We start from the raw sequence: 15,374 nt of genomic DNA on the forward strand, positions 1-15,374 counted from the left end.
TGGGAAACCCCTTCGCTATCAATCCCTTGCGTATTTTTTGCGGTGACGTCTATAGTTTTGGCGTCGCCCAAATGGTGGCCGGGTTTGGCGACCCGCAGTGGGCAAAACTATCCAGTGGAGCTTACTTATGAATCAATACATGGGCCTTACCAGCAACGCCGACGACCAACCCCTCTACGTCGATACCACCGCCCCGCTACACATCCTGCTCGACTCAGCCGCCTACCGAATCCGTGCCGCCACCCAATTCCTGGAGAACTTGGCGATGCGTGATGAACTGACCATCGATCCCGCGACCTTGCAAGATCTGGCACAGCTTTGCTGCATCCCGCTGCGTGACGGGTGTGACGTGATGGATGTGATTGCACGACGATTGGATGCGGCACCGGCAGGCTCCACGCTATAAGCCTGCCCGCCGACAACCTGTGGCGAGGGAGCTTGCTCCCGCTGGGCTGCGCAGCGACCCCTTTTATGAGCGCTACGCACTCAAGCGGGAGCAAGCTCCCTCGCCACGGGTGCATCGTCGACCTGAACTACTCGACAATCCCGTTATAAACAACCGTCGCACCGCCCTCCTTCTTGACCATGAGCTTGTTCCCTTCCGCCATGGCCTCGACCAATTCAGAACACCCCTCCACTTCACGCTTGCCATCAACACGCTCGGCCTGGGTATCGAAACTGAATACATAGGTGGACGCCGGGCAAGCATTGCCGCCTTCGCCTGTGGAAACCACCAGCACATACTTGCTCGGGCCAAACGTGTAAGCCTTTTCAATCGTCACATAACCGGTGTACTCGGCCTGCTCGACAACGGATTCCATGACGTTCATCACACCCGTCCGCGATTGATAATTCAGCGCAGTTGCCATCGCCTCAGTCTGAGTCGTGAAAGGTCCGGCACGCTCGGTATTGACGGGCAGCGGTTGATAGGCAACGCCCGGCGGCGCGGGAGGTGCGGCTTGAGTCTTGGCGGTGGTTTTTGCAACAGGGCTTCGCTGGAGTTGAGGGCTGTCGCATTGGCCGTTTTTGCAGATGAAATCGCCTTGGCAATCGATGTCTTCCGAGCACGAGTTCGTTTCTTCGAAGGTGCTCTGGTCGGCCTTGGCGTAGCCGACGACGGCCAGTGTCAGGAGGGTGCAGGCGAGCAAACGCTTCATCGGTGAAGTCCTTTTCTTGGATGGTGGTTGGATGATAATTGCAAAACATTCCGGGATTGTCTCTGTCGCCTCCGTTTTCCAGTGTCGGGTGGTCCCACTTTGGTTTACAGACTAGCCTTCCAAATGCCCGCCCAAGGACGAACCATGGCTGACCGCAAACGACTCCACCAAGACGGCTACGCCCTGCTCCGCCGAGCAATCCCGAACGAGTGGCTGGCTGACTTACGCTGCGTGTTCGATGCAGGCGTGCGGCCGTCGGACCAATGGCCAGTGCCCCGTGGCATGGACTGGCGCTATTCGATGCTGGACGATGATTCGAGGATTCAGGCCGTGTGTCGTCTACCCCAGCTACTGGCCGTGGCAGGTGAGTTGATCGGCGAGCAATTCTTCCTCTCCCAAGTGGAAGGCCGCGAGCCCCTTGCCGGTGGCGGCCACCAATCACTGCATCGCGATCTGTCGGCCCAACGACCAGGCGACATCGCCATCGCCCTGGCGTTCTTCGACGATTACGGCGCCGAGAACGGCGCGACACGGGTCGTCCCCGGCAGCCATCGCCCCGAGCCGGATGCGCCACCCTTCGACTTCAATGACGAGTCACGCGCTGTACAGCTTTCAGGCAATGCCGGTGACATCCTGATGTTCGATGTCGACCTGGTGCACGCAGGCAGCCTGAACGTGATCGGCGCACGCCGTCGCTCCATCCTGATCAGCTATTTCGCGGAATCGCTCTACGCGTCACACCTGGAAACCGTGGCGCTGCGCAATATTCGCATGGACACCCGCGACCGATTCGCCCCCTCGGCGTTTACTTTAGAGGACTAGGTTTCTTGATCGATGAAAGTTGTGCGCAACGGTTCGAATCCGAGCTTTAATACCCAAGCTTTTGAGAACCCTATTCAAGGAAGAAACGACATTGAAAACAGCTTTCGGCGCCCTGTTGTTGGCCTGCCTGACAACGACCGCATTGGCTGACGAAGCCCCCATCGGTTTTCAATCTTCCAACCTGCCGGATCCACACAATGGCCGCGCACTGGAGATGGTCGTCTGGTACCCGAGCGCAACCACCGCAGCCCCACAACTGATCGCCGATAATGCGGTGTTTGTCGGCGCGTCCGCCGTGCGTAACGCGCCGCCAACTGCGGGCGAACACCCACTGGTGGTGCTCTCCCATGGCTACAGGGGCAACTGGAGCAACCAGCTTTGGCTGGCCAGCGCCTTGGCCCAGAAGGGTTACATCGTCGCCGCCATCAACCACCCCGGCAGCACCACCCATGACCGCAGCCCCCAAGCAGCGGCGCAGTTATGGCAGCGCCCCGTCGACCTGCGCCGAGCCATCGATGCGGTCACGACTCACCCTGAAAAATTTGGTCGGGTCGCCAATGATCGAATTGCAGCCGTGGGCCATTCCCTCGGCGGCTGGACCGCCCTGGAAATCGCCGGCGCTCGCTTCGATCCAGAGCGCTTCGCCCAAGACTGCAAAGCCCATTCGCAGTTATCCAGTTGCACGGTTTACGAACAGATGAACCCCGCCAGCACCTCAGAAGCAAAGACCGACCTGGCCGCCGACTGGCGCGATAAACGCGTTACTGCGGTGGTGACATTGGACCTCGGCCTTTCGCGAGGCTTGACCGATAAAAGCTTGGCCGCGCTGCCGGTCCCCGCCTTGGTGATCGCTGCCGGTGTACCGTCGCAAGAGCTTCCCCCTGAGTTGGAGTCTGCCAACCTGGCCAAGCGCCTGCCCCCTGCGTCGAGCCGTTACATCGAGATCAGCGATGCGAGCCATTTCAGCTTCATGTCGATGTGTAAGCCTGGGGCGGAGGAAATGCTTGAAGAGGAAGTGCCGGGGGATGGGATCATTTGTCGCGATGGTGATGGTGGTCGTGCTCGGGGGGTGATTCAGCGGCAGGTTGCATCGTTGATTGCAGCGTTTTTGGCGCAGTCATCAGGTTATAAAGAAGGTCGTTTGTAATCGGGTGGTGCTGACTTGAAGCGGTTCGACGGAACGCCGGAACAGCCATTTTTGCGCCCATACAATCTTTGCCCTTTAAAGACCTATACAAAAGAAAAAGAAAGTGTACGATATATCGCCGATGGCCATACGCCATTATTTATTGCTCTGCAATAATACCCCGTGGAAACTCAAAAATTCAGGGATGAGCTTGGAAATTGAATATAAAATACGAGAAACGACTGGTTGCATTTATCGATGTGCTTGGCTTTAAAAATCTTGTCTATGCCTCATCAACAACCTCGATAGATACTTATTATAGCTTCATCCTCTCCAACTTCCACTCCGCAGTGACTAAGCGAAATTTTGATTTCTTACTGATAAGTGATTCGATTGTTATTTACTGCGACGAGTCATCTGAAAATCTCCTTGAGTTGATGAAATTATCAAGCTTACTTCAGTCGGGACTGCTCGCCAAAGGTATTCCTGTTCGAGGAGCAATCTCACATGGCGACCTTTTTGTCGATAAGGCTAACAATATAATTGTTGGCGCAGGTTTGATTAATGCCTACACTCTTGAAGCAGCAGCAAAATACCCCAGGATAATTATTGATCGCTCACTTATCTTGAAGTACTACGGTTCTATGACGGGTGCGCTTGCCGAGTGTGTGGTATCAGGGCTTCCACACTTGTCGAATGTTTCTCATAATGGCGGAGTGGTGGATTATCCATATTTGAATTATGGAAGAATTTTATCTACCTCCATGAGCAATACGCCGTTCGAAGGCGCTCTAAACTTGCTAAAAACCAATTTTTATAAAAATGAGAATACTGAAAAATATGAATGGCTAAGGCACTATCTTATTTGGGCTTTCGACGAGCAGAAAAAGCATCTGGAAGGCAAGCTTGAGCTTAATTATAATGAGCGCTCACGCTTGAGAAGAGTTTCAAAATATATCGAATCCTTTAAATCTCTCTGATCCAGATAGGCGCCTATAAAATATGATTATTAAGCTGTATTCAACTTGGTTAGGGTTTTGCGCCCAACATGGTTTTTAGCTGTTGGATGGCCCCTTCTGGCCTATTCTGTTGAAAAAGTAGACCTCCTGTCTGGCCTGCGACGAAATTGGGTCATCGGCCAGCTGGAGGATTCGCAGCATGATGAGACAATTATCGAGCGGACAAGAGGGGTGGTTTTACTCGTTAAACATTGAAGATTACATCCCAGCCTGTCACCTGCTGCGCAACATTGATCGCTGCCTCGATCTGAGTGATCTGCGCCATTACCTTGCCGATGTCTATAGCCCGATTGATCCTGAATTGACGATTCGCCTGCCGCTCGTGGGTGACTGCTACGGTATTCGCTCCGAACGCAGGTTGTGCGAAGAGGCTCACTTGAACCTGGCGTATCAATGCTTCTGTCGAATCGGCCGACGGCTTCCGGTCGCGGCGGCCAGTCATTGGCCGAGAGCTGTCAGATAGATTGTCTCCATTGATGCCGCGAGCCTGTTTGTCCGACAAGCCTTACCTGTGACTTAAGCAATTGGGTCAACGCGGCAGGGTCGTTGACGAACAGCCCGTTACTTGTGGATAAGTCAGGCAAACCAGTGTCAGTTTATTCTTCGGTTCAAATCCGTGATCAATCATGCAGCGTTGGACTTTGGCAGTGCTTCCAATGCTTGCGACATCTAGATTCGACCCCAGTGGTTTAGCATAGCCGCATGCGTACATTACCGGCAGGGCTTCACTATCATTGGCTACCTGGACTGAGAAATGCAGTGATGCTCCCGCTTTACGCCAGGAGACCTGCATACGTTCATCCCGGCCTGAATTTGGCTTGATTGGGTGAAATGCCTCATCTTCGACAAAAGGCAAAGCTTCGAGCTGGGACAAGCTTAGAGGATGGCCCTGCCTTTCTTCGACGCAGGCTGGCATATTCTTCATTACTTCACAGTATTCAAAACCGTCTTTGCGAATAAAGCCAAGACGCTGCATACACTGAAAGTGAATTATCTGTACATTTATTGGGAAATGCTTCTGTGGTCCTGCTGCAGGATCGCCACATTCTGCCATTGCAGCTTTGACGCCCTCTACAGATGTCGAAACGCGTTTCCATTGTGTGAACGACGCTGGTGGTGGGCAGCCCGTGAGTAAAAGTGTCACTGTAATTAGGGCTGGTATGGTAATGACCTGAGATTTGCTGAACACATTTTGTCCTTAAATTATGTTAGTACCACGCCAATGGTACCCAAATCTTTAGGAGCATCAACGGAGATCTATAATCGCGCCGCATGACTCCGAGGAGTCTACCAAACCGCCGTGCATCCGTTGATCTCCAAGGCTAGCCCTGGCGTTAAGGCTGCGAACGCATTCTCAGCTTCTAGATTCATACTCATCTGGAACTTGACCCTGCAGGGCACTCGCCCCAAAGGGTATTTTCTACAGTCGTGGCGTTTTAGTAGCCGACGGTTCGAGCGTCCGCTTTTGGCCGATTCTGTTGAAAAAAACAGCCATGGTTTGCGCATCAGGAAAGCACGCGTCCCAGATTGAATCTTTACTTTTGGCGGAGGCTTCCGGACTCGAATCTCACCTAGCAGCGTGAAAAAAAGGCATTTTCACCAGTCAATGATCAGGTAGTTTGGGCAGACCGACTTTTTCATGCTCCATTTTTCATAGGCCTCACGGTATGTCTCTTCCCCAATAGTTTCCGACTTAACTATCCTACGCCTCCACCCCAAACGGATTCGCCAAGATGTATCTGCGTTCAAGCGTGTTATGCCTGTGCCTTTTCAGCACCCTGAGCCAGGCCGCTGGCAACTGTTCTGCCCTGGCGGAAGAGATCTCTGGCACCGTGCCTGAGTTTCATCCGTCGGTGCAAGGCAAGGTCATTGGCACCGGACGTCTGCATTTTCACGAAGCGCCGGATGAAGCCTGTGCCAATAAAAAGATTTTCGTAATACCCGGCGACTCTCTCACCGTTTACGCCAGCCTTGAAGACGAATCATGGCTGGAAGTGAACTTCATCGCCAAGAGTGGCGACGACTACACAGGTTGGGTAAAGGCGGACCGGGTCGAGATTGGTGTACCTTACGGAGCGCCATCGGGTGATGCCGACGAGGCGCCAGCGGGTGATGCCCAGTAATTCAAAATGGGTGTGCCGTTTTTCATTTTTGAAGCGCAGGAGAAACAATGACGGACTCGCCAGAAGGGAGCGCTCTGTTTCCGGCCAACCTCGACGTGGCTGATGCCACGGGTTTCGCTGCCTGGGCTCGCGTCTGGGCGGAGCTTGGCGTCGGATGCGCGCCCCAAGAGCCGTACGAAGCACTCATTCGACGCTACGGCGAGCCGCATCGCGCTTACCACACCCTCCAGCATCTACAGGAATGCCTTCAGGTGCGCCGGTTCGTCAACGCGGCCTGCCCGGCCCCCGCCGAAGTCGACCTCGCGCTATGGTTCCATGATGCGATCTACGACCCTCTTCGCAGCGACAACGAGCTGCGCAGTGCCCAATGGTTGGACGACGTGGCACGCGATAGCGGCCTGGGCGATGAAACGCGCCAAAGGCTTTACGAGCTGGTGATGGTGACGCGACACGACGCTGCTCCGGCGTCGGCAGACGAAGCGGTGCTGGTGGACACGGATCTGGCGATCCTTGGGGCAGCGTTCGAGCGGTTCGAGGAATACGACCAACAAATTCGCCGCGAGTACCAGTTTGTGCCGTTGCCTGTGTACCGCCAAAAGCGCCGCCAGGTCCTTGAAGGTTTTCTGACACGGGGGCGCATTTATACGACTGCACCGTACTTCGACGCATTCGAGCAGCAGGCACGGGCCAATCTTGCACGCGCCATCGACCGTCTCGACTGAAGACCGGCGTCATTCGGGACATCGGGTTTCAGCCATCGGATCAGGCTTCAGATCAATGGATCCACAACCCTCGCATTCCACAACTCCCGATACCGCTCCCGCCACCCCGGACTTCCCTTATCCAGCCACTCCAACGTCGCCTCAACACTTTCAGGGCTGATGATGAAGTGATTGATATGCTCCTCGATCCGCTCTTGCGATAGATGCAGCGCGTCCAAATAACCATTGAAAGAGTCAGCCAGCACCACATACTCATCGCCTTGCTGACGGCGCCCGGTCCAGGCCGGTAAGCCCGCCACCATCGCCGCCACGTCCTGGCGCCCTTCGCGCAAATCCAGCAGCAAGATACTCGCGCCGCCGTCGCGCCCGATCGGCAACAATCCCGTCGCGGGGAAGCCGGGCTGCGCCCGCAGTTGCTCCAGTTCGAAGGGGTTGGATTCATACTCTTTGTCCGGGTCCAGCCCGTACAGTGAAAAGCTGAGCAACTCCTCATCGCCATTGGCGAGCGTGGCCAGCACATCGTATTCCACGTAGGCGCCGTTGCAGGTCTTGAGGAACTGGCGATAGTCGTCCGGCAAGCGGGCACCCAGGCTGGCTTCCAGTTGCGCGATGGCAAGGTCGGTGGCGCCTTCACGGGTGTCTTCGAGGATGAGTCCACGATAGTCAGTCATTGATGTCTCGAAAGGGTATTGGATGGGACGCGGTATCAATCGATCTTACAAAAAAGCAACTATTCACTGAGGTTGGTTTTTGGCCGACAGCCCTCCGGCCTCAAACCACACTCGCCCGATGCAGACTGCTCATATGCCCAACGCCCGCCGCCTTCAAACGGCTCACCAGATCCTCCCTAGCCGTTCGCCCCCCTGAACGCACGTATTCCAGCTCCGCCGCGGTGATCAAGACCACCGGCACCAACCTGACCGGGGACAAGGGCATATCATCCAGCTGGGTAGGAAAATCCGGCAGTGGGGCGCCGAGCAGAACGCCCGTGGAGTCGTCATCGGTCACGAAGAGTTTGGGCAGTTGATCGCTCATGTGGTGCGATTGGCTCAGCCCGGGAAGTTCAAGGGATAGCGCCCCGTGCTGGTCGAGTTGGTGGGTGATGCCACCCGCGTCGGCCACCGTTTTGGCGACGTGTTCCACCAGCTCGAATGCCCAGCTGCGCTTGAAAGGGTCGACCTCTCCCACCGGGCCATAAGCGTGCTCGGGGATATCCGCGGTTTCGACGAACAATTCCATCTCGAAGCCGTTGCCCATTCCTTCCGTATCATCGAATGGATCGGACAGGCCTTCGGTGGCGAGAATGATCGCGTCGCCGCGGCGAACCACGCGGTAGGCCTGGCGGGTCGAAGGCCAGTACGGGCCGCCGGAAAAGGTCGGACTGATCAGGTAGGAAAGAACATCCCGCTCGACCGTACCGACAGCGCCCCAATGACGATCCAGGCACGCTGCGCCAGCTTCCCGGACGGCCAGATTGGCTGCTTCAGCCTCGGTCAGGTCGCCAAGCTTGGGGGATTGCGGCGCGGGCTGGTCGTTTTGGGTTGCAGGGTTTTTCGATGAACCGAAGAGCTTCTTGAAGAAATTCATGGGCGTTCCTATCCGAAAATTGCCGTTGATGTAGGCTCAGTCACTACGCCTGGATCGATTTCAAAAGGATGAATATGACGTTGACGGTCGAAAGTTTGGTGAGCATAGCAATGACCAACCCAATCAACGCACAAATCACCGCGCGCTTGCCTTCACTCGGTTTGAATCAATGCATGCTCACCGCTGGCTGCCTGTTCCAAGCCATCTGGAATCATCAGTCGCAGCGGCCACCCGCCTGGGGCGTGAAGGATTACGATGTTTTTTACTTCGACCCCGATCTGTCCTGGGAGGCCGAGGATGAAGTGATCCATGCCGCCCAGCGTCTCTTCCAGGACCTCGACGTCAACATCGAGATCAAGAACCAGGCGCGCGTCCACCTTTGGTACGGTCAGCGGTTTGGCAAGCCCTATCCTCAGCTTCAGTCGGCCAAGGATGGCATTGATCGTTACCTGATAGCGGGTACTTGTATTGGGCTGGATGTTGAAACCGGTGAGGTTTATGCGCCCTATGGGCTGGACGACGTAGAGCAAGGCGTTCTTCGCATGAATCCAAAAAATCCCCAGCCGGACTTGTTCGATGAGAAGGCGAAAAGTTATCAGGCTCGCTGGCCGTGGCTGAGGACAGTGGATGACCTTCGCTGATCGACTCACTCCAGGAGCGAAGCCGACTTGAGCAAATCGTAAAGCCCCTCAGGCACCAGCGGCGTCAGAGCCGTGAAACAGGCACTGGAACACCACGTTGCCCTGAACGATGCGCCGTCGCTTTCAAAGCCTTCCAGCCAGGATTTTTCGTAAAGATCGGCGTCGTCAAATGTTGCATCGTAGACTTGGACGATCTCGTGCCCAGGTTTGCCGGCGTAGGTAAAAATACTTTCCAAGGTGCCAATCAACCGGAGGTCGCTGATTGACTCGCCCAGCTCTTCTTGCACTTCTCGGATGATGGCATCGCGACTTCTTTCGCCGAATTCGATGCCGCCACCAATCGGACGAAAAAGCGTCTGGTTTTTATTGGCATCGTAGAACTGGTTGACCAGTATTTTTCCGTCATGATGAAAAATGCAAAGCACGAGAGGGCGAATGCGTTGTGCCGACACGAATAGAACTCCCTTTTTGATTTAATGATGAACAACGTCCTGCAAAACCCTGTATCAGGGTAAAAACACCTATCGACTCAACCTTGACTCATCGTCCCCGAAAAACTCGCCTCCACCGGCCCGATAAGAAAGACCGCGCCCAGGCCATCCCATTGCACCGTCACGCTGCCGCCATCACATTCAACCTCGACGGTACTGTCCAACAAACCACGACGAATCCCATTGACAACCGCACCACACGAACAGGATCCCGACCCCTGCGCAATACCCGCCCCGCGCTCCCAGATGCGCAACCGAATATGTGTGCGATCAATGATCTGGACGAAATGAACGTTGGCCTTGAGCGGGAACAGCGGGTCGGTTTCGATGGCCGGGCCGATCGTCGCGATATCAATACTAGCCAGGTCATCGACAAAATAAGTGCAGTGGGGATTTCCCATGCTGCAGGCGGCTGGAATGCCAGCAAGTGGCAAGGCAGCGGTGTCCAGTTCCTGCGCCAAGGGAATGTCCGACCAGCCGAAAAGCGGCACGCCCATGTCGACGGAAATGGCGCCGGTTGGGGTACGTTCGCAAGTAAGCAAACCCCGGTTAGTGCGCAGCATTAGCGAAGTCACATTTGCTTCGCGCATGAGCAGGTCCGCCGCACCTCGTGTCGCGCTGCCACAAACGTCCAGCGCGGAGCCATCCGCGTTCCAGAACATCACCCGCGCAGCAGCATCGTCGCAATCGAGCAACACCGCGAGTTGGTTGAAGCCTATGCCCCGGTTTCGATTCCCCATCCGCTGGGCCATGGCACTCGTCATCGCACTGGCCGAATTTCGCGAATCGACAATCACGAAGTCATCGCCATTGGCATGCATCTTATGAAAGCTCAGTTGCATGCAAACGCCCTGCTGGAGATAGAAATGGAATTACCGTCAGGATCTTTGGCGTTGGCAAAAGAGTAACCGTCTGCCCTGTGCGTCGCGCCAAACTTCAGGCCCTGGGCCAGGCACTTTGCCTTGAAACCTTCTACATCCTGGAGATCAAAGACAAGCTTTACGGTGACTTGCCCCGTTTTAACGGCCTTCCCCGCAGGGTGAACCATGAGGACCGCGCCACCGTTTGCAGGGCTCAATTCGGTGACGCGGTCATCGACTTTTCTTTCACTGGTAAAACCGAAGTGACGCTCATAAAAAGTGCAGGTCGCTTGAACGTCCCGGACATACAGCATGATTCGATTGAGTGACGGTTGCATGGGGTCTTCCTTGATCATTGTGAGTGTTGCGCTTGCTCATATGCCTTGGTCATGACCGCCCAGGTCTTGGCGTCGGCGGGAATCAGATGCTCGATACGCAATGAGCTCATGGTGATGTCGAGCGGCATGCCGAAGGTTGTGAACGTTGACATGAACGTCAGCTCCCCCTGGGGAGAGTCGACTCGTGTCAGCAACAGCGGAGGCAGTTCGTTCGCCAGCGCCGCAACGCTGCGTGGGGCCGGCAGGCTCTTCAGAATCTCAGCCAGCGCGGGATTGTTCAAGGCTTCCCGAGATGCCCGTTGCCAGGCCACTACTCTTATTTCCTCGGCGTTGCTCAAACGATCGCCCAAGCCACCGGGTTGCAGCAGTGTCACCAAGAGGTTGAGTCCCTCTGCCGCTTCTCTGGCAAGCCCAACCAGATCGAACAAGACACCCGCGCTGGCATTCGCGGCAAGGATGTCCCATTGAGCATTCAGAACAATCGCCGGAGCGGGGTTATTGGCGTGAAGTACATGATCAATGGCATCACGTACCACTTCCATTGACGACGACGTGAGCGGCGTCGTTTCGTAGCGAGGGGCGTAACCACTGGCCAGGAAGATGTCGTTGCATCGCTCCAAAGGTACATCCAGGGCAGTCAATAAATTATGCAGAGTGCCGGGGCTTGGCTTGGCGCGACCCGTCTCGATGCAACTAAGGTGACGCTGGGAGATTCCTGTGATCAGTGCGCAGTCCAGCTGACTCAGTCCAGCCTGTTGGCGCAAGTGACGCAGTTGCCCCCCGGCCGAGGTTGGCGGCGTCGTTCGGGAAAAAGGTCGATTGGTCATCCGTTGACTCTGGCATTGCGGGTGAGCGGCGTCGATGACCTCTGAGGTCATTGAAACCATGACGGTCAAATCACTAGCCTGCCTCCACTGATCAATGAACTTGTCCAAGGAGGCAAAGTGAAGAAACCTTACATCGCACTTGTCACGCTGCTGCTTTTTTCCGTGTACACGGCGAGTACTTTGTTTCTCGCCGAGCAATCGCTCCTGGCGTTCGGCATCGGGCTCATGTCTCGCCCAGACACCGCACAGGTCGTCATCGACCTTTATCTGCTCGCTTGCATGGCGTGCATCTGGATGTACAAGGACACACGTTCGAAAGGCAAATCGCTCGGATCGCTGCTGCCTTACTTCCTGATCACAGCCATCTTCGTATCAATCGGTCCACTGTTGTACATCGTCGTTAACGGATTTGGACGCCGATCGCCGGTGACGTCTACTCACAGCCATCCACCTTTTTCTTAAACCACGCCTCACGCGTCATCTCCCAGACCTCTTTAAGCAGACGTCCACAGACAAAGTCCCCCTGCTGAGTCGCGATCATGCGCATGCCTTCGCGCTCCGAAACCCTGCGCGAAGCCAGGTTGCCCACCGCCTTGGGCACTCGCATGACCGAACGTCCCAGGGTTTCAAACCAATAGGCGTTGATCGCCTCGCACGCTTCGCGCATGTAGCCGTTCCCCTGCCATTGCGGCGCCAGCCAGAAACCTCGGTTGTTGCCAGGCTGGTCGTACAGGCTGATGCTGCCGATGCTCTGTGGCGGATCGTCGGCAATCCGGATCATCCAGTGCCATTCGCATCCGGCGGCGACAGCGGGGAGCGCATGGTCGCGCACGTATGTCAGCGCGCCGTCATCCGGGTAGGGCCAGGGCACGCGACGGTCCAGGTAACGGACCACTTCCCAGTGTGGGAACAACTGTTGAATCGTCGGAGCATCCGTCAGTTCAAGGGGTGTGAGGATGAGGCGGCGGGTTTGGAATGTGGGGATGGGTTCCAAGGTGAATTCCTTTTCTAACGTTATGGCATCCTGCGAAACGAATGCTGCCCGCGTAGGGCGGAAAAACCAAGTTGCACACTCAACCACGCGAACTCCAATCACATCGTTTCGCGGCCTACACTGGATGCGCTCAGTACCATTGAACCGCATAAGGACATCACCTTGCGACAAATTGCCCTCAGCGACAGAAAACTCCGAGGTATCCCCCGCCGTCTCCGAGCGCTGGAGCGCTGGGCCGCGAAATTTAACGGCAGGTTCTACCCTCACATCCATAAAAGCGAGCGCTACGCGCATTGGAAAATCCCAGTCATCAATTCACTTGTCCAGGGTCCACAAGCACACATCGAAGTGCAGGCCTTCTGTATTCAACAGTTGCTAGAAGCAGCCGCCCATCTTTCCCGTGCGGCGGATCGCAGCCAAGGCTACTACCGTGTCGCCTGCCTGCTGGTTTGGCCCTTTGTTCACCAAAGTGAAGTCACGGTGTTCTACGACCGTGATTACTACTTGAGCTTCCTGGGGCAACACAACACCCTTGCACCGCTGCGCTTGAGCGACCGACTTGCTTTGAATGTGCCCGAATCCTTCATCGAACATGGGCACGATGTAACCCAGAGCGACGATGAAGTCGACGTTCATTGGTGGTGTATCGGGGAACCTGCGTGATAGTGAAGCCCCATTCAAACCTCATCACCGGATTGGCCCTCGCGGTAGTCGCGACACTGAGCTGGGCGTTGAACTTCATTGCGCCCTACGTCACCGGCGACTACACGATCTATGACTTGATGATCGTAAGGTTCCTGATCGCCGGTGCCCTGGGCCTGGGTGTCGTGCTGCTCTATCGGATCCAGTTGCGGCTGCTGCGCCGTAATCAGGTGCTGCTGGCCGCAGGCCTGGGCGTGGTCGGCTACCTCGGCTATAGCGCCTGCATCGCCGCCGGCATCATTTTCGGCGGGCCGGTGCTGACCCCGGCCTTTATTGGCATGGTGCCGGTCTTGCTGGCATTGCTGGGCAACGCCACGGCCAAAACCCTCCAATGGCGCAAACTGGCGATCCCCCTGGTTTTCTTGACGGTGGGTCTTCTACTGTCGAATCTCGGCGCTGTCCATCAACCCGTTGCAAGCGAGGGCTCGTGGGCGATGGGCTTGTTGTTTTCAATCGGTGCCGTGGTCTTGTGGCTCGCATTCAGTTGGTTGAACCAGCACGCCCTGCTGACGCTACCCCCACACGCGTCAGGGGCCTGGACCGGCCTCATGATGGCTGGCGCCGGAGTCGGCACCTTGTGCTTGTTACCGGCGGTACAAGCACTCGATCTGCTCAAACTGCCGAGCCTGGGGTTTAGTATTTCCGTTGCGGGGGGGTTGTATCTCTGGGGTTTCATGATTGCGCTGATGTCATCCGTTGTCGGGGCCTGGGCTTGGAACGCCGCGTCCCGGCGTTTGCCCATGGTGCTTTCCGGGCAATTGATCGCCTTGGAGTCGCTGTTCGCGACGCTACTTGGCTTGTGGTTTCATGATCGGCTGCCGACATTTCTGGAGACGTCAGGTCTTGCGGCTGTGCTTGTCGGGGTGATCATGGCGGTGCGGATCATCCTGACGACTCGGGGGTCGACAACCGGCGCAACCTCTTGATCAGCCGACACTATTTCAACAACATCCTCTGCAATGTGCGCCTCACCCCGTCACACACCCCTGCGCAACCTTCCCGGCAAAACTGTCCACCAGACTCGCCACCACCATCTCCCCCATCCGCGTGCGGGTCTGCAAGGTCGCACTCGCCCGGTGCGGTTGCAGCACCACCTGCTCATTGCCAAACAACGCCTCGGGCACGTGCGGCTCATCGACAAACACATCCAGCGCCGCACCGGCGATCTCCCCGGCGTTCAGCGCCGCCACCAGGTCGGGCTCGTTGACCAGTTTGCCGCGGGCCACATTGATCAGGTAACCGCCCTGGCCCAGGGCGCGCAGCACCTCGGCATCGATGATGGCTTCAGCCTTGTCGGCGGCGGCCGCGAGGATCAAGGCGTCACTGTCGCGAGCCAGTTGCTTGAGGTCGGCGACGAAGGTGTGGTTCACGTCGCTCATCGGTTGCAGATCGGTATAGCTGATCGGACAACCGAACGCGGCGGCGCGGGTTGCCACGGCGCGACCGACCCGGCCCATGCCGACGATGCCGATGCGCATCCCGGACACCTGCCGGGCCAATGGCAACGGAGCCAGTGGCGTGGGGCTCTGGGGCCATTGGCCGGAACGCACGTAGCGATCACCAGTGCACAGCCCTCGGCACACGGCAATCAACAGACCGATCGCCAGGTCGGCGACGTCTTCGGTCAGCGCGCCGATGGTGGCGGTCACGCGAATTCCACGATCCCTGGCGTAGGCCAGGTCCACCGCATCGGTGCCCACGCCGTTGACCGCCACCACCTCCAGTTGGGGCAGTTGTGCCATGAGCGCCTGGCTGATGCCCGTATGCCCACCGGTGATCACACCGCGAATGTTGGCGCCGTGCTCTTGTAGATAGGCTTGTTTGTCAGCCTGTTCGAAATAGCGCCGTACCGTGAACAGCTCGTTGAGCCGGGTATTGATTTCAGGGATCAGGATCGGACTGAGCTGCAAGACTTCTGGCTTCATGTAGACCTCGTAACGGAATAGGAAAAAACTGATTCAAGCG

The 15,374-nt window shown here is 56.5% G+C and carries 20 protein-coding genes and 1 pseudogene; 11 read left to right on the forward strand and 10 right to left on the reverse strand.

The features are described from left to right. Window positions 1-127: 127 nt before the first annotated feature. On the forward strand, window positions 128-406 hold the full coding sequence (locus BT125_RS08905) for a hypothetical protein (RefSeq protein WP_058544244.1): 279 nt from the start codon (window positions 128-130) through the stop codon (window positions 404-406). A gap of 127 nt (window positions 407-533) precedes the next feature. Here BT125_RS08905 and BT125_RS08910 read toward each other — a convergent pair whose 3' ends face one another. Beyond that, window positions 534-1,157, reverse strand: a complete 624-nt coding sequence (locus tag BT125_RS08910) for a hypothetical protein (protein ID WP_072406205.1) — start codon at window positions 1,155-1,157, stop codon at window positions 534-536. 144 nt (window positions 1,158-1,301) lie between these two features. On the opposite strand from BT125_RS08910, the gene BT125_RS08915 reads away from it, so the two are divergent. The 4 genes and pseudogenes from BT125_RS08915 to BT125_RS08925 all read left to right on the forward strand — a co-directional run. Beyond that, the gene (locus BT125_RS08915; protein ID WP_072406207.1) at window positions 1,302-1,979 is read left to right on the forward strand and encodes a phytanoyl-CoA dioxygenase family protein; all 678 of its coding nucleotides are present in this window, start codon (window positions 1,302-1,304) and stop codon (window positions 1,977-1,979) included. 91 nt (window positions 1,980-2,070) lie between these two features. Further along, a complete protein-coding gene (locus BT125_RS08920; RefSeq protein ID WP_072406209.1) occupies window positions 2,071-3,126 on the forward strand; it encodes an alpha/beta hydrolase family protein in 1,056 nt (351 codons plus the stop codon). 197 nt (window positions 3,127-3,323) lie between these two features. After that, the gene (locus tag BT125_RS28655) at window positions 3,324-4,085 is read left to right on the forward strand and encodes a hypothetical protein (protein ID WP_139271699.1); all 762 of its coding nucleotides are present in this window, start codon (window positions 3,324-3,326) and stop codon (window positions 4,083-4,085) included. Window positions 4,086-4,263: 178 nt separating this feature from the next. Further along, window positions 4,264-4,536, forward strand: a pseudogene (locus BT125_RS08925) (transposase); the annotation flags it as partial. Between the two features lie 117 nt (window positions 4,537-4,653). Here the strand turns inward: BT125_RS08925 and BT125_RS08930 are convergent. Further along, on the reverse strand, window positions 4,654-5,313 hold the full coding sequence (locus tag BT125_RS08930) for a hypothetical protein (protein ID WP_072406211.1): 660 nt from the start codon (window positions 5,311-5,313) through the stop codon (window positions 4,654-4,656). A 544-nt stretch (window positions 5,314-5,857) separates the two neighbouring features. On the opposite strand from BT125_RS08930, the gene BT125_RS08935 reads away from it, so the two are divergent. Together BT125_RS08935 and BT125_RS08940 are read left to right on the forward strand one after the other, a co-directional pair. Continuing rightward, a complete protein-coding gene (locus BT125_RS08935) occupies window positions 5,858-6,247 on the forward strand; it encodes a hypothetical protein (RefSeq protein WP_072406213.1) in 390 nt (129 codons plus the stop codon). 47 nt (window positions 6,248-6,294) lie between these two features. Continuing rightward, window positions 6,295-6,969 (forward strand): HD domain-containing protein, encoded by a 675-nt coding sequence (locus tag BT125_RS08940; RefSeq protein WP_072406215.1) that lies wholly within the window; start codon window positions 6,295-6,297, stop codon window positions 6,967-6,969. A 47-nt stretch (window positions 6,970-7,016) separates the two neighbouring features. Here BT125_RS08940 and BT125_RS08945 read toward each other — a convergent pair whose 3' ends face one another. Both BT125_RS08945 and BT125_RS08950 read right to left on the reverse strand, forming a co-directional pair. Further along, a complete protein-coding gene (locus BT125_RS08945) occupies window positions 7,017-7,640 on the reverse strand; it encodes an SMI1/KNR4 family protein (protein ID WP_072406217.1) in 624 nt (207 codons plus the stop codon). Between the two features lie 100 nt (window positions 7,641-7,740). Continuing rightward, on the reverse strand, window positions 7,741-8,556 hold the full coding sequence (locus BT125_RS08950; RefSeq protein ID WP_072406219.1) for a suppressor of fused domain protein: 816 nt from the start codon (window positions 8,554-8,556) through the stop codon (window positions 7,741-7,743). A gap of 74 nt (window positions 8,557-8,630) precedes the next feature. Between BT125_RS08950 and BT125_RS08955 the strand changes: the two genes are divergently transcribed. After that, window positions 8,631-9,197 carry a nucleotidyltransferase family protein gene (locus BT125_RS08955; RefSeq protein ID WP_072406221.1) on the forward strand — a complete coding sequence of 189 codons (567 nt, stop codon included), beginning with the start codon at window positions 8,631-8,633 and terminating at the stop codon, window positions 9,195-9,197. 5 nt (window positions 9,198-9,202) lie between these two features. Here BT125_RS08955 and BT125_RS08960 read toward each other — a convergent pair whose 3' ends face one another. From BT125_RS08960 to BT125_RS08975, 4 genes are all read right to left on the reverse strand, one after another. Further along, entirely contained in the window at window positions 9,203-9,649 is a 447-nt protein-coding gene (locus BT125_RS08960) for an NUDIX hydrolase (RefSeq protein ID WP_072406223.1), read from the reverse strand. 77 nt (window positions 9,650-9,726) lie between these two features. Further along, entirely contained in the window at window positions 9,727-10,530 is an 804-nt protein-coding gene (gene dapF, locus BT125_RS08965; protein WP_072406225.1) for a diaminopimelate epimerase, read from the reverse strand. Beyond that, complete coding sequence (locus BT125_RS08970; RefSeq protein WP_072406226.1) at window positions 10,521-10,886, reverse strand: VOC family protein; 366 nt, start codon at window positions 10,884-10,886, stop codon at window positions 10,521-10,523. The genes dapF and BT125_RS08970 overlap by 10 nt, the downstream gene beginning before the upstream one ends. 14 nt (window positions 10,887-10,900) lie before the next feature. Further along, window positions 10,901-11,713, reverse strand: coding sequence for a helix-turn-helix domain-containing protein (locus BT125_RS08975; protein ID WP_072406591.1), 813 nt, complete (start codon window positions 11,711-11,713; stop codon window positions 10,901-10,903). Window positions 11,714-11,830: 117 nt separating this feature from the next. On the opposite strand from BT125_RS08975, the gene BT125_RS08980 reads away from it, so the two are divergent. After that, window positions 11,831-12,175 carry a DUF2834 domain-containing protein gene (locus tag BT125_RS08980; RefSeq protein WP_072406228.1) on the forward strand — a complete coding sequence of 115 codons (345 nt, stop codon included), beginning with the start codon at window positions 11,831-11,833 and terminating at the stop codon, window positions 12,173-12,175. On the opposite strand, the gene BT125_RS08985 is transcribed toward BT125_RS08980, so the two are convergent. Next, the gene (locus BT125_RS08985; protein WP_072406229.1) at window positions 12,147-12,707 is read right to left on the reverse strand and encodes a GNAT family N-acetyltransferase; all 561 of its coding nucleotides are present in this window, start codon (window positions 12,705-12,707) and stop codon (window positions 12,147-12,149) included. The genes BT125_RS08980 and BT125_RS08985 overlap by 29 nt on opposite strands. Window positions 12,708-12,869: 162 nt before the next feature. Here BT125_RS08985 and BT125_RS08990 point away from each other — a divergent pair, with 162 nt between their 5' ends. Together BT125_RS08990 and BT125_RS08995 are read left to right on the forward strand one after the other, a co-directional pair. Next, entirely contained in the window at window positions 12,870-13,370 is a 501-nt protein-coding gene (locus BT125_RS08990) for a DUF3916 domain-containing protein (RefSeq protein WP_072406231.1), read from the forward strand. After that, window positions 13,370-14,335 carry a DMT family transporter gene (locus BT125_RS08995; protein WP_139271706.1) on the forward strand — a complete coding sequence of 322 codons (966 nt, stop codon included), beginning with the start codon at window positions 13,370-13,372 and terminating at the stop codon, window positions 14,333-14,335. The genes BT125_RS08990 and BT125_RS08995 overlap by 1 nt, the downstream gene beginning before the upstream one ends. A 42-nt stretch (window positions 14,336-14,377) precedes the next feature. Here BT125_RS08995 and BT125_RS09000 read toward each other — a convergent pair whose 3' ends face one another. Continuing rightward, window positions 14,378-15,334, reverse strand: coding sequence for a 2-hydroxyacid dehydrogenase (locus BT125_RS09000; protein ID WP_072406235.1), 957 nt, complete (start codon window positions 15,332-15,334; stop codon window positions 14,378-14,380). Window positions 15,335-15,374 lie beyond the last annotated feature (40 nt).

The sequence above is a fragment of the Pseudomonas sp. NFACC04-2 genome (assembly GCF_900119265.1).
Taxonomy (GTDB): Bacteria; Pseudomonadota; Gammaproteobacteria; order Pseudomonadales; family Pseudomonadaceae; genus Aquipseudomonas; species Aquipseudomonas fluorescens_AA.